Raw genomic sequence first — 14,206 nt, 5'->3', positions numbered from 1 at the left:
GCTTAGCAGAAACCCGATTGCTTTAACAATTGGTAGGCTTGAATGACAGCCCGAAAACGCTCTTCCGAACCGCGATCGCCACCATTAGCATCAGGATGGTGCTTTTTGACAAGCTCCTTATAACGCCGTTTTATGTCATCCTGCTTTGCGCCAGCCTCAAGTCCCAGCGTATCGAATGCCTTCGCCTCGAGCGTTTTCAGCTTTCTGTCTGGCTGGACGCGTTGCCCGCCTGCTTTGCCCTCGCCAAAACCGTTGGCGAAGCCGAAAGGATCCCGGATGCGCGCGTTTGCCGCACCTGAGCGCAGGGTGGAGTGAAGCGGGCTGTCTCGTGCGGTCTTGTTCACCCCGACCGTCCATGTCGGGCGGTGGCCGGTGATCGCTTCCTTCTGATAGCGGGCAATCTCGCTGTCGGACAGGCCGGAGAAGTAGTTGTAGCCCTTGTTGTAATCTTTCACATGTTCAAAGCAGAACATGAAGAATTGACCTTCGGCATTGCGACCGACAGGTGCGCGGTGATTGCCAGGCTTGTCGCATCCGTCCCACTGACACACGGGGGCCTGAGCCTCCGGCGGTTGCTCTCTTTTGCGACGCGTACGGATGCGGTCGAAATATTTCGAATCCAGTTTCATGATATCCTGATTATGGTGCGCAAAAGCGCACACAACAAGAATTGACAAAGCGGAATGTTACAGGCTTTTAGGGAGCCCCTTCAACAACGCGACAATCAGGAGATGGATGCTATGTCCTTGCGCCAAAGCATGGAAAACAAGCTGCGAGACGCATTTTCGCCGGACCGCCTGAATGTCATTGATGAAAGTCACATGCATGCCGGGCACCAGCCGGATATAACCGGCACAGGCGAGACGCACATGCGTATTCAGATAGTGTCCGAGCAGTTTTCCGGCAAGTCTCGCGTGGACCGCCACCGTGCAATTAATGGCCTTCTGAAGCCCGAACTGGATGCCGGCCTGCACGCACTTGCCATCGAAGCCGCAGCGCCGGGCGAGCCGACGCGGTTCTGATCGGATAACGCGTCTATCGCCGCTGCGGCGTCAGCCGGGATGCTTTTCCGACAGGAAGCTCTGAACCTCGGACGCAGCCACATCATCCGCCACAAAAGACTGGCCGATGCCGCGGGTAAGGATGAAGGTGAGCTTACCGCCCTTGACCTTCTTGTCCTGAGCGATCGCCGCCATCAGCGTTTCGACCGGCGGAAGCTGGCCGGGAATATCCTTCATCGATGTGGGCAGACCGACTGCCTTCAGATGGGCTTCGACGCGGTTTGCATCATCCGGGCTTGCGAGATTCATGCGAGACGAGAACTGGTGTGCCAGCACCATGCCGATGGCAACGCCTTCGCCGTGGACCAGGCGCTCGCTGTTATACTCCGTTGCCGCTTCCAAAGCGTGGCCGAAGGTGTGGCCGAGGTTCAAAAGGGCGCGAACGCCGTTTTCCTTCTCATCCGCCACCACCACGTCGGATTTCGCCTGGCAGCTCGTGGCGATCGCTTGGATTCGGGCAGGCCCGCCTGTCTCGATCTCTGCCCAGTTCTTCTCCAGCCAGGCGAAGAATTCCGGCTTGTCGATCAGACCGTATTTGACCACTTCGGCATAGCCTGCTCGAAATTCGCGTGGGCTCAACGTATCGAGTACTGCAGTATCGGCCAGAACCAGATCCGGCTGGTGGAAGACTCCCACGAGGTTCTTGCCATGGCGGCTGTTGATGCCGGTCTTGCCGCCAACGGAGGAATCGACCTGCGCCAGAAGCGAGGTCGGAATCTGCACGAAGCGTACACCGCGGCGCACAATGCCGGCGGCGAAGCCAGCCAGGTCGCCGATGACGCCGCCGCCGAGCGCTATGACGGCATCGTTTCGCTCGATCCGCGCGGCAAGGATCGCATCGCACACCGTTACGAGATGCTCGAAGCTCTTGGTCTTCTCGCCTGCGGGTAGCGTCAACGATACGGCCTCGATACCATCCGTCTGCAGGCCGTCCATCAGGGTTTCGAGATAGAGTGGGGCCACATGCTCATCAGTAATGATGGCGGCCCGCTTACCCTTCAGCCGTGAGGAAATTTCCCCTCCGGCACGGCCAATCAGGCCTGGCCCGATAAGAATATCATAGGCGCGTTCACCCAGCGGAACATGAACAAGGCGCTCGTCGGTCTGGATGGCAGAGGGCATGGAATCAGGCTTTCCTGGTGATGCTGGCGATGGCTTCAAGAACTTCGGTCGTGATGATGTCCTTGCGGACATCCCGCGATTCGATGGTGATATCGGCTTCGCGATAAATCGGATACCGCTTCTCCATCAGCGCTGCGAGCGTCGCCTTCGGGTTCTCGGTTTTCAGCAGTGGACGATGATCGCGCTTGTTGACGCGCTCCCACAGAATTTCGAGATCGGCCTTCAGCCAGAGAGAGACGCCGCCACGCTTGATATGCCTGCGGGTATTCTCGTTGATGAAGGCTCCGCCGCCGGTGGAGACGACCTTCGGACCGCCGCGCAAAAGCCGCTTGATGACCCGCGTTTCCAACGCGCGAAATTCGTCCTCACCATAAGTGGCGAAAAGCTCCGAAATCGTCATTCGCGACACACGCTCGATCTCATCGTCGGTATCGACGAAAGGGACCCTCATCTGCTGTGCCGCCGACCTGCCGATGGCGGATTTGCCAGCACCCATCAGCCCGACAAAGACGAGATTGCGCCTGCCGAGTGCGGCGCGTGCTTTCTCGCCTAAGCTCTGGGGAACGGATAAGTTGATTTCGCTCATGTATGATGGCCCATTTGGCTTCGGTATCTTCAAATGTTTACCAAGCGTCAAGCCAAATCGCGCCTTATAAGCATGTCGCGCAAAAGTGTGCAGCGGTTTTGCGATAACGACATGCGATGAAACAAGTACCTAAAGCCTAAAGCGCGAACCTGAAAGATGACGGCTCGCTTTAGGCGAGAGAAATCGCCTGACCGGATGACGTCGATTGTCATGCGCAAGGCCAGCGACGCCATGTCCTTGCCAAGATGTTTTAAGAGGCAAGGCTGACCAAGCGCAGCGGAGTGACAATGCCCACCCTTTTCCGTTTCATCTTCATCCTGGCGGCCATCGCAGGCATCGTTTACGGAAGCATGGTGTCGCTCGTCACGCTGGTGAAGCCGCGTGAGCGGGAAGTAACCGTGCGCATTCCATCCGAACGCTTGAATCCCCCAACCCCTTGAGGAGCGGGTAGCCCGATGGCTGGAATGTCTCGCCAGGATCATGCAAGGCTTGAAGGCTTTCTGGAGATGATGAGCGCCGAGCGGGGTGCTGCAACCAACACACTTGCCGCCTATGAGCGCGATCTTGCCGACGTGATGGAGTTTCTCTCTTCCCGCCAGGCATCTTTGACGGAGGCCACGACGGGGGACCTTTCCGCCTACCTTGCCCATCTCGCCACCCAGGGTTTTGCCGCCTCGTCGCAAGCAAGACGCCTGTCCTCGCTTCGCCAATTCTACAGATTTCTCTATTCGGAAGGTGTTCGGAGCGACGATCCGACGGGAATACTCGATGCGCCGCGCAAAGGCCGCGCTCTCCCCAAGACCATGAGCGTCGCCAACGTGACTGCGCTACTTGCGCAGGCGGCTGAGGAGGCAGAACAGGAAGGGCCGGGGCAACTGTCACGCATCCGCATGCATCTTTTGCTGGAACTTCTCTATGCCACAGGCATGCGGGTGAGCGAGCTTGTCTCTCTTCCCGCCAAGGTCTTGCGCCACGAAGGCCGGTTTCTGATGATCCGCGGCAAGGGCAACAAGGATCGCGTCGTCCTGCTGTCGCGTGCAGCCATCGACGCGATGGAAAAATATGACGCGGGCCGCAAGGCGCTTGCACCGAAGAACCAGTCGCAGGGAGAAAGTCCCTGGCTGTTTCCCTCCGTCAGCAAGGAGGGGCATCTGCCGCGTCAGGTGTTCGCCCGCGATTTGAAAGATATCGCCATCCGTGCCGGTTTGACGCCATCGGCGGTCTCGCCGCACGTGTTACGGCACGCCTTTGCCAGCCATCTTTTGCAGAATGGGGCGGATCTGCGCGCCGTGCAGGAACTGCTTGGTCATTCGGACATTTCCACGACACAAATATACACGCATGTGCTGGAAGAACGCCTTCAAGAACTGGTACAAACGCACCACCCTCTTGCCAAACAGGGCAAAAACCTTGATTAGAGCGACCGGAACCGCCGGGAGACCCCGGTCAAACCTTGCGCAAAACGATCGGAAACGGATCTCATGCTCAGCTATCTCGACTTCGAAAAACCCATTTCGGACCTGGAAGGCAAGATTCTCGAACTGAAGAAACTGGCCACCGAAGATGAGAGCATAGATACGTCCGAGGAAATTTCGCGCCTGGAATCCCGTGTCAATGACGCGATGCAGGATATCTATTCCAAGCTCAACGCATGGCAGAAGACGCAAGTTGCCCGCCACCCGCAGCGACCTCACTTTATCGACTATGCGAGCGCGCTCTTCACCGACTTCACGCCGTTGGCCGGCGACCGCAAATTTGCCGAAGATGCCGCCATCCAGGCAGGCCTTGGCCGTTTCAACGGTCAGCCAGTCGCCATCATCGGCCAGGAAAAGGGCAACGATACGAAGTCGCGGCTCAAGCACAATTTCGGTAGCCCGCGTCCGGAAGGATACCGCAAGGCAATCCGCGTTCTGGAACTGGCCGACCGCTTCTCCCTGCCTGTTGTCACTTTGATTGACACAGCTGGTGCCTATCCAGGTGTAGGTGCTGAAGAGCGCGGCCAGGCGGAAGCCATCGCGCGTTCGACCGAAATGTGCCTCAACATCAAGGTGCCGATCGTATCCGTTGTCATCGGCGAAGGCGGCTCCGGCGGCGCTATCGCGATTGCCACAGGAAATCGCGTCTACATGCTCGAGCATGCGATCTATTCAGTGATTTCGCCCGAAGGGGCAGCTTCCATTCTTTGGCGCGACTCGACCCGCGCCAAGGAAGCCGCAACCAACATGAAAATCACCTCCGATGATCTGAAGGCGCTCGGCGTTATTGACGGCATCATCAAAGAGCCGATCGGCGGCGCGCATCGCGATCCGGCGGGTGTCATTGCTGCAACCGGAAAGACGATTGAGACTGCGTTGAAAGAACTGACGGCTCAAACCGGCAGCCAACTCCGCGCCGAACGTCGTCAGAAGTTCCTGGATATCGGCCGCAGCCTGTAATTCGCTCGACCCTGTTTTCTGCTTGTGAAGGCGCGCCGCTCCCGGTGCGCCTTTTGCTTATCTGTGGTTCACGCTGCCACGCGACAGGCCTTCGTTCTCGCAAACGAAGCTTTTGTCTCGCAATAATATGCAATATGAGGAATATTTAATATTTATGACAACAGGAGACAGTGATGTCGATATCGGCGTCGGTAACCGATAATTCCCGATCTCCGTTAAGACTTTTGGAAAAGCCGCTGGCGTCCGGCATGTCGCGTGAGGTCTACGCTCTTCCTGATACTAACATGCTCGTGAAGGTGCAGACAAAGATACCGCCACGCCGCTACTTCCAGAACATACGGCTTCTATATTTAGTGCGGCGTTTTTATAAGGCCATCGTGCCACTGCGGCGCGAATTGAGGGAGTATGAGCGGGTCGCACAGGAAGGCCCCAGAACCGCGCGCCATCTCCAGCATTTTGCAGGCGTCGTTTCCACCGACAGGGGCACGGGAATTCTCGTGAAGGCTGTGCGCCGGAGGAACGGTGCTCTCGCGGTGACCCTTCAGGATGCGATCGAGAGCGGGCAATACAGCCAGCAGACGGATGCTGCACTTTCGGAATTCCTGGACTGGCTGGTCAAGAGCGAGATTGTTGCCGTGGACGTGCACCTGAAGAATATCGTCGTTGACGAGAAGAACGGTGCACTCGTCCTGATCGACGGCATCGGAGACAAGACCTTCCTTCCCGTCCGGTCATGGTTTTCCTGGCTGAACAGGAGCTATAAGAAGCGGCTGGCCCAGTCGATCCGTGCGGAAGTGGCGCACCGCTTTATGAAGTCAGCGTTAAGCAACCGGACTGTTCTTCTGCTCTTCGTATTCGCAGGTACGGTTTTGGGCATCGATATCTCGGATGGCCAGTTGATTGATGGATGAGAACCAAAGCGATCGTCGCGCCCCCGCGTTCTTAATCTAGAAGTGCGGTCCAAATGGTCCAGCTTGATGTGCCCGTTGCACCAACTTCGATCTTGAGATGGTCGATGGCGACGCTCCGTAATGCGCACAGTCTACTGATCGGATTTTTCTAGACAAATCTGCCTTCCCGTTGAATATGCGAGACTAAACAGAGCGGAATTAGCTTTGGCGCTGGTTACTGTGGACGCACCTCCGCATGACCCACACCATTACGAAGTCGGAAAACTGGATGACGCTGAGATACATAATATACGATCCCCAGCAACGTGATATGGACGACATGTTTATGCCGCCCGCAGATTTGCTCCAAGACGACAGTATTTGGCACATTGTGCAGACGCGTTTTAGAGAAATTGGATTTGAACTCGCGACTCCCGCCTCTTACAAAGGTGATTTGAAAGACGTTAGCTTCGTCATCTTTCAAAACATGCCTATCGAATTCAAACCTTTGAGCTTCGACCGTCGCATCAAAAGACGCTTCAAAGCCTTTTTCAGACAGCCGTCATTTTACCAACAATGCCGTAGGGCGGGGTTGTCAGCAAAAATGGCGGTAATTCTTTACGAACCAGAGGTGGTATTACCATACAACTATAATGAGAAACTGCAAAATCTATTTGCGGCGGTCTTCACATGGAATAAAAATCTTATTGGAATTGGAGCACCTTATAAGGAGTTTGTATTTCCACAACCGGTCTGGTCAAATTCGCCATCGCCAACCATGGCCTTCAATGAACGAAAGCTACTTTGCAATTTTTCAGCCAACAAGAAATCCAGCCATCCTTATGAACTCTACTCAGCCAGGATAGAAGCTATTAAGTTTTTTGAGAATGCCTGCTTGGAAAACTTTGACCACTATGGGCGCGGCTGGTCAGACCAATATAAAAGTTGGAAGGGACCCGTTGCGAATAAAGAATTAATTATGTCGAAGTATAAGTTCAATCTTTGTTATGAAAACGCACGGGGTTTTCCAGGATATATAACTGAGAAAATATTTGATGCCTTCAGAGCCGGCTGTGTACCAATTTACTGGGGTGCGCCTAACGTGAATGAGATAGTTCCTCCCGAGTGCTTCATTGATCGCACAAAATTTTCATCTTATTCGGCCATGCTTGCATTTATAGAGAATATGGATGAAGCGGAATGGAGGACATACGTCTTACATGGGCAGGCTTTTTTAAGAAGCTCTGGATATTCGAAATTTTTACCAAATTCGGTTTTCAATCTTCTCAAGCGCGGACTTCGCCTTTGATGTTGGTCAATACCCGCAAAAAGAACATTTCCAATTCGATCTGGCCATTCCGGCAAATACGTCCCACGCTAAGAAGCTTCTTCCGCCAAATTAACGCAGCTGCTGCTTTTGTTGTCTAAAAACGGCTCCGCTAGTTTGGATAGCGAAGCCTCAACAAGTTGTTGAGTTCGTCCAATCTGAGAGAGCAAGAATGCCTTCCCAAAGGCGAGATCTTGGGCGTTCCTCTTAGCGCGGGCACGTGGGCGTCGTCCACTACATATAGAGAGATTCGTGACCGCATCGTGGAACTTCTTGCTGGTCGTTCACTGAGCGCGGAGCTGCGGTTGAAGGAAGTTTCGGTACGATTACGGCATTCGGAGATTGCCTAGTCGAAGAGCGATTGTTATCGCGATTTGCAACTTAATTTGGATTTTTGAAGACCATGCTGATGTCGAGAGGCTATCGTCCGGAAATAGATGGGCTGCGCGCTCTTGCGGTTCTGCCGGTGCTGTTTTTCCATGCAAAATTGCCAGGCTTTTCTGGAGGTTTCGTAGGAGTTGATGTCTTTTTCGTAATCAGCGGATATCTGATCACGGCAAAAATTTACGCCGACCTAATCGATGGTCGCTTCAGTTTTTCGGACTTCTACGAACGCCGCGCGCGCCGGATACTTCCACTTCTGCTGTGCGTGATTGCCACGTGCGTCCCAATAGCTTTTTTTATCTTAACGCCAGGAGATTATTCCCGGTTTGCAATTAGTATTACTAAAGTACTCGAATTAAAGGCAGAGGTTTATTTCCGCAAAACCGGTGGCTATTTCGACGCGATAGATTATCCGCGACCACTGCTCCACACTTGGAGCTTATCGATCGAGGAGAAGTACTATATTGTATTTCCGATAATTTTTTGTTTTGTGTACTCTAAATGGAGACCGCAGCTCGGCCACGCTTTAGCGGGTGCCACGTTGCTGTTTTTAATACTTTCTGGCGCTCTTACCGTTGCAGCACCCAGCGGTTCATATTATATGATTTGGGCCCGGATATGGGAAATCCTTTTAGGAGCAAGCGTTGCTATTCTAGGCGAATCTTTCTTAGGAAAGCTAAGCAATCAACAGCGGGATCTGACTTCATGGATCGGTTTCGCAACGCTTATTCTTTGCGTCATTTTGTACCATGAAGGGCTAGCTTACCCCGGCTTAAACTCAGTCCTTCCATCGCTGGCGGCGGCGACACTCACACTCACTCTAAATCGTCAGTCGTTTATAGGAAAAATAATGTCTTGCCGGGCAGCCGTTTTTACGGGCCTGCTAAGCTACAGTATATACATGTGGCATCTTCCAGCATTCGTCATCGCGGAAGAGGCAGGATTATTCTCTACGCCAATCCAAAAAGCGCTTGTATTAGTAGGGGTGTTAGGCGCCTCGTTAATATCCTGGCGCTATATCGAGACACCCTTTAGAAGTAAAACAATAATCGGGAGAAAGAAATTCTTCCTCTTTGCGCTCAGTGTAGTTGTTTTGCTTTTGGTTGCTTCTTCGTCACTTCAACAAATAAACGACAAACGTCTAGCGTCCATTACACCACGAAATACAAACGACGGTCAGTTGGTAGACGAGTGCTTTCTGGTGCAAGCATCCGAATTTGCTGAAAAATGCCACCTAGCGACAAATACGAAATTGCGTCAGGTTCTTTTGATTGGTGACTCTCATGCTTCGGCGATATATCCAGCTTTGAAAGACTGGGCGGCCTCCAAGGGTGTAGAACTCAAGGGGATGACAGCAGCATATTGTTTGCCTGTGGTGACGGAGTTCCCCGAAAATAGATCTCAGACAGCAACACAGCGATGTGCGCAGATAAATCGAGCCGTTCGCGCTGAGATAGACAACAGGAAGCCAGATCTCGTTGTGTTGGCGGCATATATGTACGAGTGGTCCGGCCGCGGCGGGAAATCATCAACAGACGAGCGTTGGTCTTACTCGTCTTATTTTGGCGACTTTTCTAAATCGTTGGCTGAACTCACAAAGCGACAAAATGTCGTCGTCGTGGGACAAGTCCCAGTTTGGAAGAAGTTTTTACCTGATATTGTAACTCAAGAACAAGGAGTTTTTCCAAGAGACTTAGCAAGCCTCGCCCAATACTCTAATCGTGGCCTAATGGAAGGACTACGCGAGTTTGATGAGGATTACCGCCGTTCAGTTTCCGCTTCCGGAGCTAAGTATGTTTCTGCAATCGATGCTTCCTGCAATCCGTTTGGATGCCGAAGATACGTAGAGAATGAAGACGGGCAACTTGAACTGACTACTTTCGATTACGGTCATTTGTCAAAAGTCGGGGCGCGCAGCCTTGTTGCTAACGCGTTGGGTCCCCAACTCGATATAATTTTTGAAAAATGACAGTGGGCGTAAGTCTCAAGGCCGGGTGGTCAGCGGGCCGGGAAGACGATAAAGTCGGCGGTTTGAAATTTACACTTGGTGCATGTTGACCGGTCGCGCGGAGTAGGAAAGTCGAGGAAAGCATCGGAGCTCAGCTCCTCGGCCGTAGTTTCCATACTTTGCCATATATTTCGAGCTCTCTGCTTATCGGGTGGGTAAATCTGCCGGACTGTAGGGAGGGCAACAAACGTTAAACCAACGCGCGCAACTGGGCAGCGTGGACCGAAAACCTAAGACGTCAGCTCACAGCTTGCTTCAGTCGTGCAACGTAAAAAAGTTTGGTGCCCCTTGCCGGAATCGAACCAGCACTCCTTTCGGAACCTGATTTTGAGTCAGGCGCGTCTACCAATTCCGCCAAAGGGGCAAATCCGAAGCGTGTCGGTTGGTATCCGGCGGACTATACGAACCGCGGGTCTTTGGTCAACCTGTTTTTGCTGAAAAGTGTGTTTCACGAAACTTTGTTTTGGCTCTTCAAACTGGGCGGCTCCGAGGATTGCAGTCCGGCGCGGACTGGATTAGAGCGATGGTGGTCCCGCCTTATTTTCCACCTGTTCAAGTGGTTTCAAAAATCTCCGAAGTTGTGAAGGACGATCATGACCTATGTAGCCTCAGCAGAAAAAAGCCGTGCTGTTTCGGCGGTGCTCGTCACTGCGGGCATGATCTTCACGGTGGGATCGGCGCTCGGTTTCCAGCATATTGGCGGCTACACGCCCTGCGCCCTTTGTCTGTTGCAGCGTGATCCGTATTATTACGCCATTCCAATGGGTATTCTCGCCATTATTGCCAGCGTCTTCAAGCTGCCGGTGGCGCTGACGCGGGTTCTGCTCGTTTTGATCGGTGTTGCAATGCTGATTGGGCTTGGACTTGGTGTGTATCATTCCGGCGTTGAATGGGGGTTCTGGCCTGGCCCGACAACATGCGCCACAGGCGCCCCATCGATCACCACAGATGCGGGCAATCTTCTGAGTGATCTTAATGCCATCAAAGCGCCGTCCTGTAACGAGGCAGCGCTTAGAGTTCTGGGGCTTTCCTTCGCAGGATGGAATGTGATTGCGAGTGCGGTGCTTGCGGGCATCGCTTTCTGGGGTGCAAGCCGTAAGAGCGCGCGATAAGGAGAAATTGCAGTCCTTCGAAGATCAGGGCTGCAGCTCGGTATCCCAGTAGAGATAGTCCACCCAGCTCTCATGCAGATAATTCGGCGGGAAGAGCCGCCCGTTATTGTGCAGATCCTGAACCGTTGGCTGATAGGGATGCTGATGCGGGAACATGCCTGCCTGCTTAGGCAGCTTGCTGCCCTTTTTCAGATTGCAGGGCGAGCATGCCGCCACGACATTATGCCATGTCGTCTCTCCGCCATGGGCGCGAGGGATGACATGGTCGAAGGTCAGGTCATCGCGCGATCCGCAATATTGGCATTCAAACTTGTCGCGAAGAAACACGTTGAAGCGGGTGAAGGCGGGATTTCGCGTTGGCTGCACATAGGTCTTGAGGCTGACGACGCTCGGCAGCCGCATCGAGAAGCTCGGTGAGCATACCGCCTGATCGTATTCCGCGATGATGTTCACACGGTCAAGAAAGACTGCCTTGATCGCGTCCTGCCAGGACCAGAGCGACAAGGGATAGTAACTCAGCGGCCTATAGTCTGCGTTCAGTACGAGCGCCGGCAGGGCCTGTGGTGAAACTGCAATCGTCAAGGGATTCTCCTGATCGATTCGGCATCTGCATCTGTATATTAGGTCCGTTGTTACAGGATTGTGAAGCCTCTAAATGAAGCGTCAAAAGAAAGGCGGATTTCAGGCAATCGGCAAGGCATTGCGCCGCGTGACGGATGCGTAATATGCCCAGAAAAGACGCGCTGCGACCGACCGCCACGGAGACCAGATGCGCGCTCTTTCCGTCAGTTCTGCCTTTCCAGGACGGACATCGAGCGCGAATGCGTGCCTCACGGCGGCCTGAAGCGCGACGTCGCCTGTTGGAAAAATGTCTGCATGCCCACCGCAGAACATCAGATAGACTTCCGCAGTCCATGGACCGATGCCTTTCAACGCGGTCAATTTCTGCATTGCGATCGACGCTTCCAAGCGGGTGATCCCGGCAAGGTCGAGTTCACCCGTGGCGACGGTGGCGGCCAGCGACAGAAGCGTCGCTTTCTTGGCATTCGATAGGCCGAAGCTTGAAAGTCTTGCTTCATCCAGGCTCAAAAAATGCTCGGCCGTGACGTCAGCCATGCCGGCCTTCATTCGGCGCCAGATGGCATCGGCGCTGGCGCGAGACACCATCTGGGAAACCACGATGTGCGCAAGCCCGGAAAAGCCCGCCTCGGTGCGGCGGAGAGGAATGTCGCCTGCGCATGCAATCACAGGCTCCAGCCGCGGGTCGGCAAGACGAAGTGCTGCGATGCCTTCCTCGATATCCGCCATCGAGCTTACGATCCTCATCGCGTCATCGAAGCTCACGATGACAACAGGCTGGCAAACATGGCAGAAAGCATCATGACTTCACCTCTTCGTCAAAATTCCGTCTATCGCTTCGCGCCCAGTCCCAACGGGCCTCTGCATCTGGGGCACGCGCTGTCTGCTTTCCTGAACTATGATATGGCGCTTGCACAAGGGGAACAGTTCCTGCTGCGGATCGAAGATATCGATCTGACGCGCTGCACGCCTGCATTCGAACAGGGGATCTACGAGGATCTGTCCTGGCTTGGGGTGAAATGGCCGCAACCCGTCCGGCGGCAGTCAGATCATCTCTCACACTATCGCGAAACGCTCGACCGGCTCATTCACATGGGTCTGGTCTACCCTGCTTTTATGAGCCGGGGCGAGATCAAGGCTTTCGTGGTGAACTACGAAAGAGCGGGCTCAGCCTGGCTGCGCGATCCGGATGGTGCTCCGCTCTATCCGCCACTGGACAAGCGCCGGGCTCCACACGAGGTAGAGGCGTTGCTTGCTTCTGGGGTGAAACATGCATGGCGGCTCGATATGGAGAAGGCGCTAGCCAAAGTCGGTGAGCCGTTGACTTGGAACGAACTGGGGCAGGGAAGCGAAAGGACGATCGAGGCCGACCCCGGGGCATGGGGAGATGTGGTGCTGTCGCGTTCAGATGCGCCGTCGAGCTATCACCTGTCTGTCGTCATCGACGATGCGCTGCAAGGCGTGACTCAGGTGGTTCGCGGGCTGGATCTGTTTCACGCCACCTCGGTACATCGACTTATCCAGAGGCTTCTCGATCTGCCGGCGCCAGACTACAGTCACCATCGCCTTATTGTGGGGCCGGATGGACGCAAGCTTTCCAAAAGCGAAGGCAGCACGGGGCTATCGACCCTGCGTCAGCAGGGGCATACGCCGTTAGATATCCGCCGCCTCGTCGGCCTCTAGCGCTTGTCTAAGGCTCCCGGTGCGGATGCCGACCTTCACCACCCGGCGCACACGGTATTTCATCAGCGCCGCATTCACTTCAGCGCCCAACATGAAAATGACCCCGACCATATAAAGGAATACCAGCACGATCATTACAGAGGCCAGACCTGCATATGTCGCGGCATAATTGGCGAAGGTTGCGAGATAGTAGGCAAAGATAGCAGCACCGATGATCCAGAAAATCATCGTCAGCAGAATACCCGGCAGTACGTCCCAAAGTTTACGACGGCCCGCTGGCAGCCAAAGATGAGCGGCAACGAGGCCCATAGTCAGGACGACGATCGTTCCATAGAGGCCGAGATTGGACACCAGCTGCAGAACTTCGGTCAAAAGCGGGGAGCGGGTTTCGACGAATTTCAATGCAACGGGAACGGCGACCAGCACGATGCTGATGCCGGTAAAGACGACTACGGCCAGTACCACGTAGAAGAGGCTGAGCAGACGGGTAACATACCACCAGCGTGTTTCCGTCACGCGGTAGGCCCGGTTCAACGAGATGCGGATCGCCTCCACGCCATTGGAGGCAAAATACGCCGCCGCAAGAACCGAGATGGTCAGAAGTCCGCCGCGCGGTATCGTCAAAACCTGCTGTACCTGCGCCGCCAAAGGTCCGGCGATCGCTTCCGGCCAGGTATCGAAAATGAGATGGACGGCTGTTTCTGAAAACTGGTCCGCTCCGAGAAAGCTGGCCAATGCAGTGCCGAAAATCAGAAAAGGAAAAAGCGCCAGCAGGCCAGACAGCGCCACGTGGCTTGCCATCGCCCAGCCGTCATCCTCGGCAAAATGAATATAAGCGTCGAAGGCAACTTTGCGGGCGAGGCTTAAAGCAGCAGCCATGTCACCTCCTTGATCAGCATTTCATTCGTAGGGTGCAATGAAATATGGGAAATGGGTTTTGATTTGTATAGCGCCTGAGACCGGCCATCGGTTCCATTTCACCGCAAAGAATTGTGCGCTATTCAACGGGACGCAAACTT

General features: G+C 54.4%; 15 protein-coding genes and 1 tRNA gene. 9 read left to right on the top strand and 7 right to left on the bottom strand.

Annotated features, from left to right (window positions below):
- Positions 1-2: 2 nt before the first annotated feature.
- A complete protein-coding gene (locus QZ869_RS06205; protein WP_296099438.1) occupies positions 3-629 on the bottom strand; it encodes a J domain-containing protein in 627 nt (208 codons plus the stop codon).
- A gap of 111 nt (positions 630-740) precedes the next feature.
- Between QZ869_RS06205 and QZ869_RS06200 the strand changes: the two genes are divergently transcribed.
- Positions 741-1,022: a BolA family transcriptional regulator gene (locus QZ869_RS06200; RefSeq protein ID WP_296018031.1), complete on the top strand. Its 282-nt coding sequence runs from the start codon at positions 741-743 to the stop codon at positions 1,020-1,022.
- 30 nt (positions 1,023-1,052) lie between these two features.
- Here QZ869_RS06200 and aroB read toward each other — a convergent pair whose 3' ends face one another.
- Positions 1,053-2,183, bottom strand: coding sequence for a 3-dehydroquinate synthase (gene aroB, locus QZ869_RS06195; RefSeq protein WP_296080097.1), 1,131 nt, complete (start codon positions 2,181-2,183; stop codon positions 1,053-1,055).
- Positions 2,184-2,187: 4 nt separating this feature from the next.
- Positions 2,188-2,769, bottom strand: coding sequence for a shikimate kinase (locus QZ869_RS06190; protein WP_296103306.1), 582 nt, complete (start codon positions 2,767-2,769; stop codon positions 2,188-2,190).
- 287 nt (positions 2,770-3,056) lie between these two features.
- On the opposite strand from QZ869_RS06190, the gene QZ869_RS06185 reads away from it, so the two are divergent.
- The 6 genes from QZ869_RS06185 (at position 3,057) to QZ869_RS06160 (ending at position 9,774) form a co-directional block, all read left to right on the top strand.
- Entirely contained in the window at positions 3,057-3,209 is a 153-nt protein-coding gene (locus QZ869_RS06185) for a hypothetical protein (RefSeq protein WP_296037598.1), read from the top strand.
- Between the two features lie 15 nt (positions 3,210-3,224).
- The gene (xerD, locus tag QZ869_RS06180) at positions 3,225-4,187 is read left to right on the top strand and encodes a site-specific tyrosine recombinase XerD (protein WP_296103283.1); all 963 of its coding nucleotides are present in this window, start codon (positions 3,225-3,227) and stop codon (positions 4,185-4,187) included.
- Between the two features lie 63 nt (positions 4,188-4,250).
- Positions 4,251-5,204: an acetyl-CoA carboxylase carboxyltransferase subunit alpha gene (locus QZ869_RS06175; protein WP_296103281.1), complete on the top strand. Its 954-nt coding sequence runs from the start codon at positions 4,251-4,253 to the stop codon at positions 5,202-5,204.
- Positions 5,205-5,377: 173 nt separating this feature from the next.
- Positions 5,378-6,115 (top strand): YrbL family protein, encoded by a 738-nt coding sequence (locus tag QZ869_RS06170; protein WP_296103278.1) that lies wholly within the window; start codon positions 5,378-5,380, stop codon positions 6,113-6,115.
- Between the two features lie 235 nt (positions 6,116-6,350).
- Complete coding sequence (locus QZ869_RS06165; protein ID WP_296103276.1) at positions 6,351-7,403, top strand: glycosyltransferase family 10; 1,053 nt, start codon at positions 6,351-6,353, stop codon at positions 7,401-7,403.
- A 421-nt stretch (positions 7,404-7,824) separates the two neighbouring features.
- A complete protein-coding gene (locus QZ869_RS06160; protein ID WP_296103274.1) occupies positions 7,825-9,774 on the top strand; it encodes an acyltransferase family protein in 1,950 nt (649 codons plus the stop codon).
- 318 nt (positions 9,775-10,092) lie between these two features.
- Here QZ869_RS06160 and QZ869_RS06155 read toward each other — a convergent pair.
- Positions 10,093-10,177 (bottom strand) — tRNA-Leu (locus tag QZ869_RS06155).
- A 229-nt stretch (positions 10,178-10,406) separates the two neighbouring features.
- On the opposite strand from QZ869_RS06155, the gene QZ869_RS06150 reads away from it, so the two are divergent.
- Complete coding sequence (locus QZ869_RS06150) at positions 10,407-10,925, top strand: disulfide bond formation protein B (protein ID WP_296103272.1); 519 nt, start codon at positions 10,407-10,409, stop codon at positions 10,923-10,925.
- 24 nt (positions 10,926-10,949) lie between these two features.
- Here the strand turns inward: QZ869_RS06150 and QZ869_RS06145 are convergent, their stop codons facing one another.
- A complete protein-coding gene (locus QZ869_RS06145) occupies positions 10,950-11,507 on the bottom strand; it encodes an HNH endonuclease (protein WP_296022431.1) in 558 nt (185 codons plus the stop codon).
- Positions 11,508-11,606: 99 nt separating this feature from the next.
- Entirely contained in the window at positions 11,607-12,251 is a 645-nt protein-coding gene (locus tag QZ869_RS06140; protein ID WP_296103270.1) for a DNA-3-methyladenine glycosylase 2 family protein, read from the bottom strand.
- 54 nt (positions 12,252-12,305) lie between these two features.
- Here QZ869_RS06140 and gluQRS point away from each other — a divergent pair, with 54 nt between their 5' ends.
- Positions 12,306-13,187, top strand: coding sequence for a tRNA glutamyl-Q(34) synthetase GluQRS (gene gluQRS, locus QZ869_RS06135; RefSeq protein WP_296103268.1), 882 nt, complete (start codon positions 12,306-12,308; stop codon positions 13,185-13,187).
- Here gluQRS and QZ869_RS06130 read toward each other — a convergent pair.
- A complete protein-coding gene (locus QZ869_RS06130; RefSeq protein WP_296022426.1) occupies positions 13,158-14,066 on the bottom strand; it encodes a YihY/virulence factor BrkB family protein in 909 nt (302 codons plus the stop codon). The genes gluQRS and QZ869_RS06130 overlap by 30 nt on opposite strands.
- Between the last annotated feature and the right edge of the window lie 140 nt (positions 14,067-14,206).

It is taken from the genome of uncultured Agrobacterium sp. (assembly GCF_913777885.1).
Classification (GTDB): Bacteria; Pseudomonadota; Alphaproteobacteria; order Rhizobiales; family Rhizobiaceae; genus Agrobacterium.
The sequence above is the reverse complement of the archived record's forward strand: the minus strand, read 5'-3'. Positions and strand labels throughout refer to the sequence as shown.

What these genes read in the sequence shown, in the direction of transcription:
- QZ869_RS06205 (WP_296099438.1), bottom strand. Translation starts at nt 629, where the DNA reads ATGAAACTGGATTCGAAATATTTCGACCGCATCCGTACGCGTCGCAAA.
- QZ869_RS06200 (WP_296018031.1), top strand. Translation starts at nt 741, where the DNA reads ATGTCCTTGCGCCAAAGCATGGAAAACAAGCTGCGAGACGCATTTTCG.
- aroB (WP_296080097.1), bottom strand. Translation starts at nt 2,183, where the DNA reads ATGCCCTCTGCCATCCAGACCGACGAGCGCCTTGTTCATGTTCCGCTG.
- QZ869_RS06190 (WP_296103306.1), bottom strand. Translation starts at nt 2,769, where the DNA reads ATGAGCGAAATCAACTTATCCGTTCCCCAGAGCTTAGGCGAGAAAGCA.
- QZ869_RS06185 (WP_296037598.1), top strand. Translation starts at nt 3,057, where the DNA reads ATGCCCACCCTTTTCCGTTTCATCTTCATCCTGGCGGCCATCGCAGGC.
- xerD (WP_296103283.1), top strand. Translation starts at nt 3,225, where the DNA reads ATGGCTGGAATGTCTCGCCAGGATCATGCAAGGCTTGAAGGCTTTCTG.
- QZ869_RS06175 (WP_296103281.1), top strand. Translation starts at nt 4,251, where the DNA reads ATGCTCAGCTATCTCGACTTCGAAAAACCCATTTCGGACCTGGAAGGC.
- QZ869_RS06170 (WP_296103278.1), top strand. Translation starts at nt 5,378, where the DNA reads ATGTCGATATCGGCGTCGGTAACCGATAATTCCCGATCTCCGTTAAGA.
- QZ869_RS06165 (WP_296103276.1), top strand. Translation starts at nt 6,351, where the DNA reads ATGACCCACACCATTACGAAGTCGGAAAACTGGATGACGCTGAGATAC.
- QZ869_RS06160 (WP_296103274.1), top strand. Translation starts at nt 7,825, where the DNA reads ATGCTGATGTCGAGAGGCTATCGTCCGGAAATAGATGGGCTGCGCGCT.
- QZ869_RS06150 (WP_296103272.1), top strand. Translation starts at nt 10,407, where the DNA reads ATGACCTATGTAGCCTCAGCAGAAAAAAGCCGTGCTGTTTCGGCGGTG.
- QZ869_RS06140 (WP_296103270.1), bottom strand. Translation starts at nt 12,251, where the DNA reads ATGAGGATCGTAAGCTCGATGGCGGATATCGAGGAAGGCATCGCAGCA.
- gluQRS (WP_296103268.1), top strand. Translation starts at nt 12,306, where the DNA reads ATGACTTCACCTCTTCGTCAAAATTCCGTCTATCGCTTCGCGCCCAGT.
- QZ869_RS06130 (WP_296022426.1), bottom strand. Translation starts at nt 14,066, where the DNA reads ATGGCTGCTGCTTTAAGCCTCGCCCGCAAAGTTGCCTTCGACGCTTAT.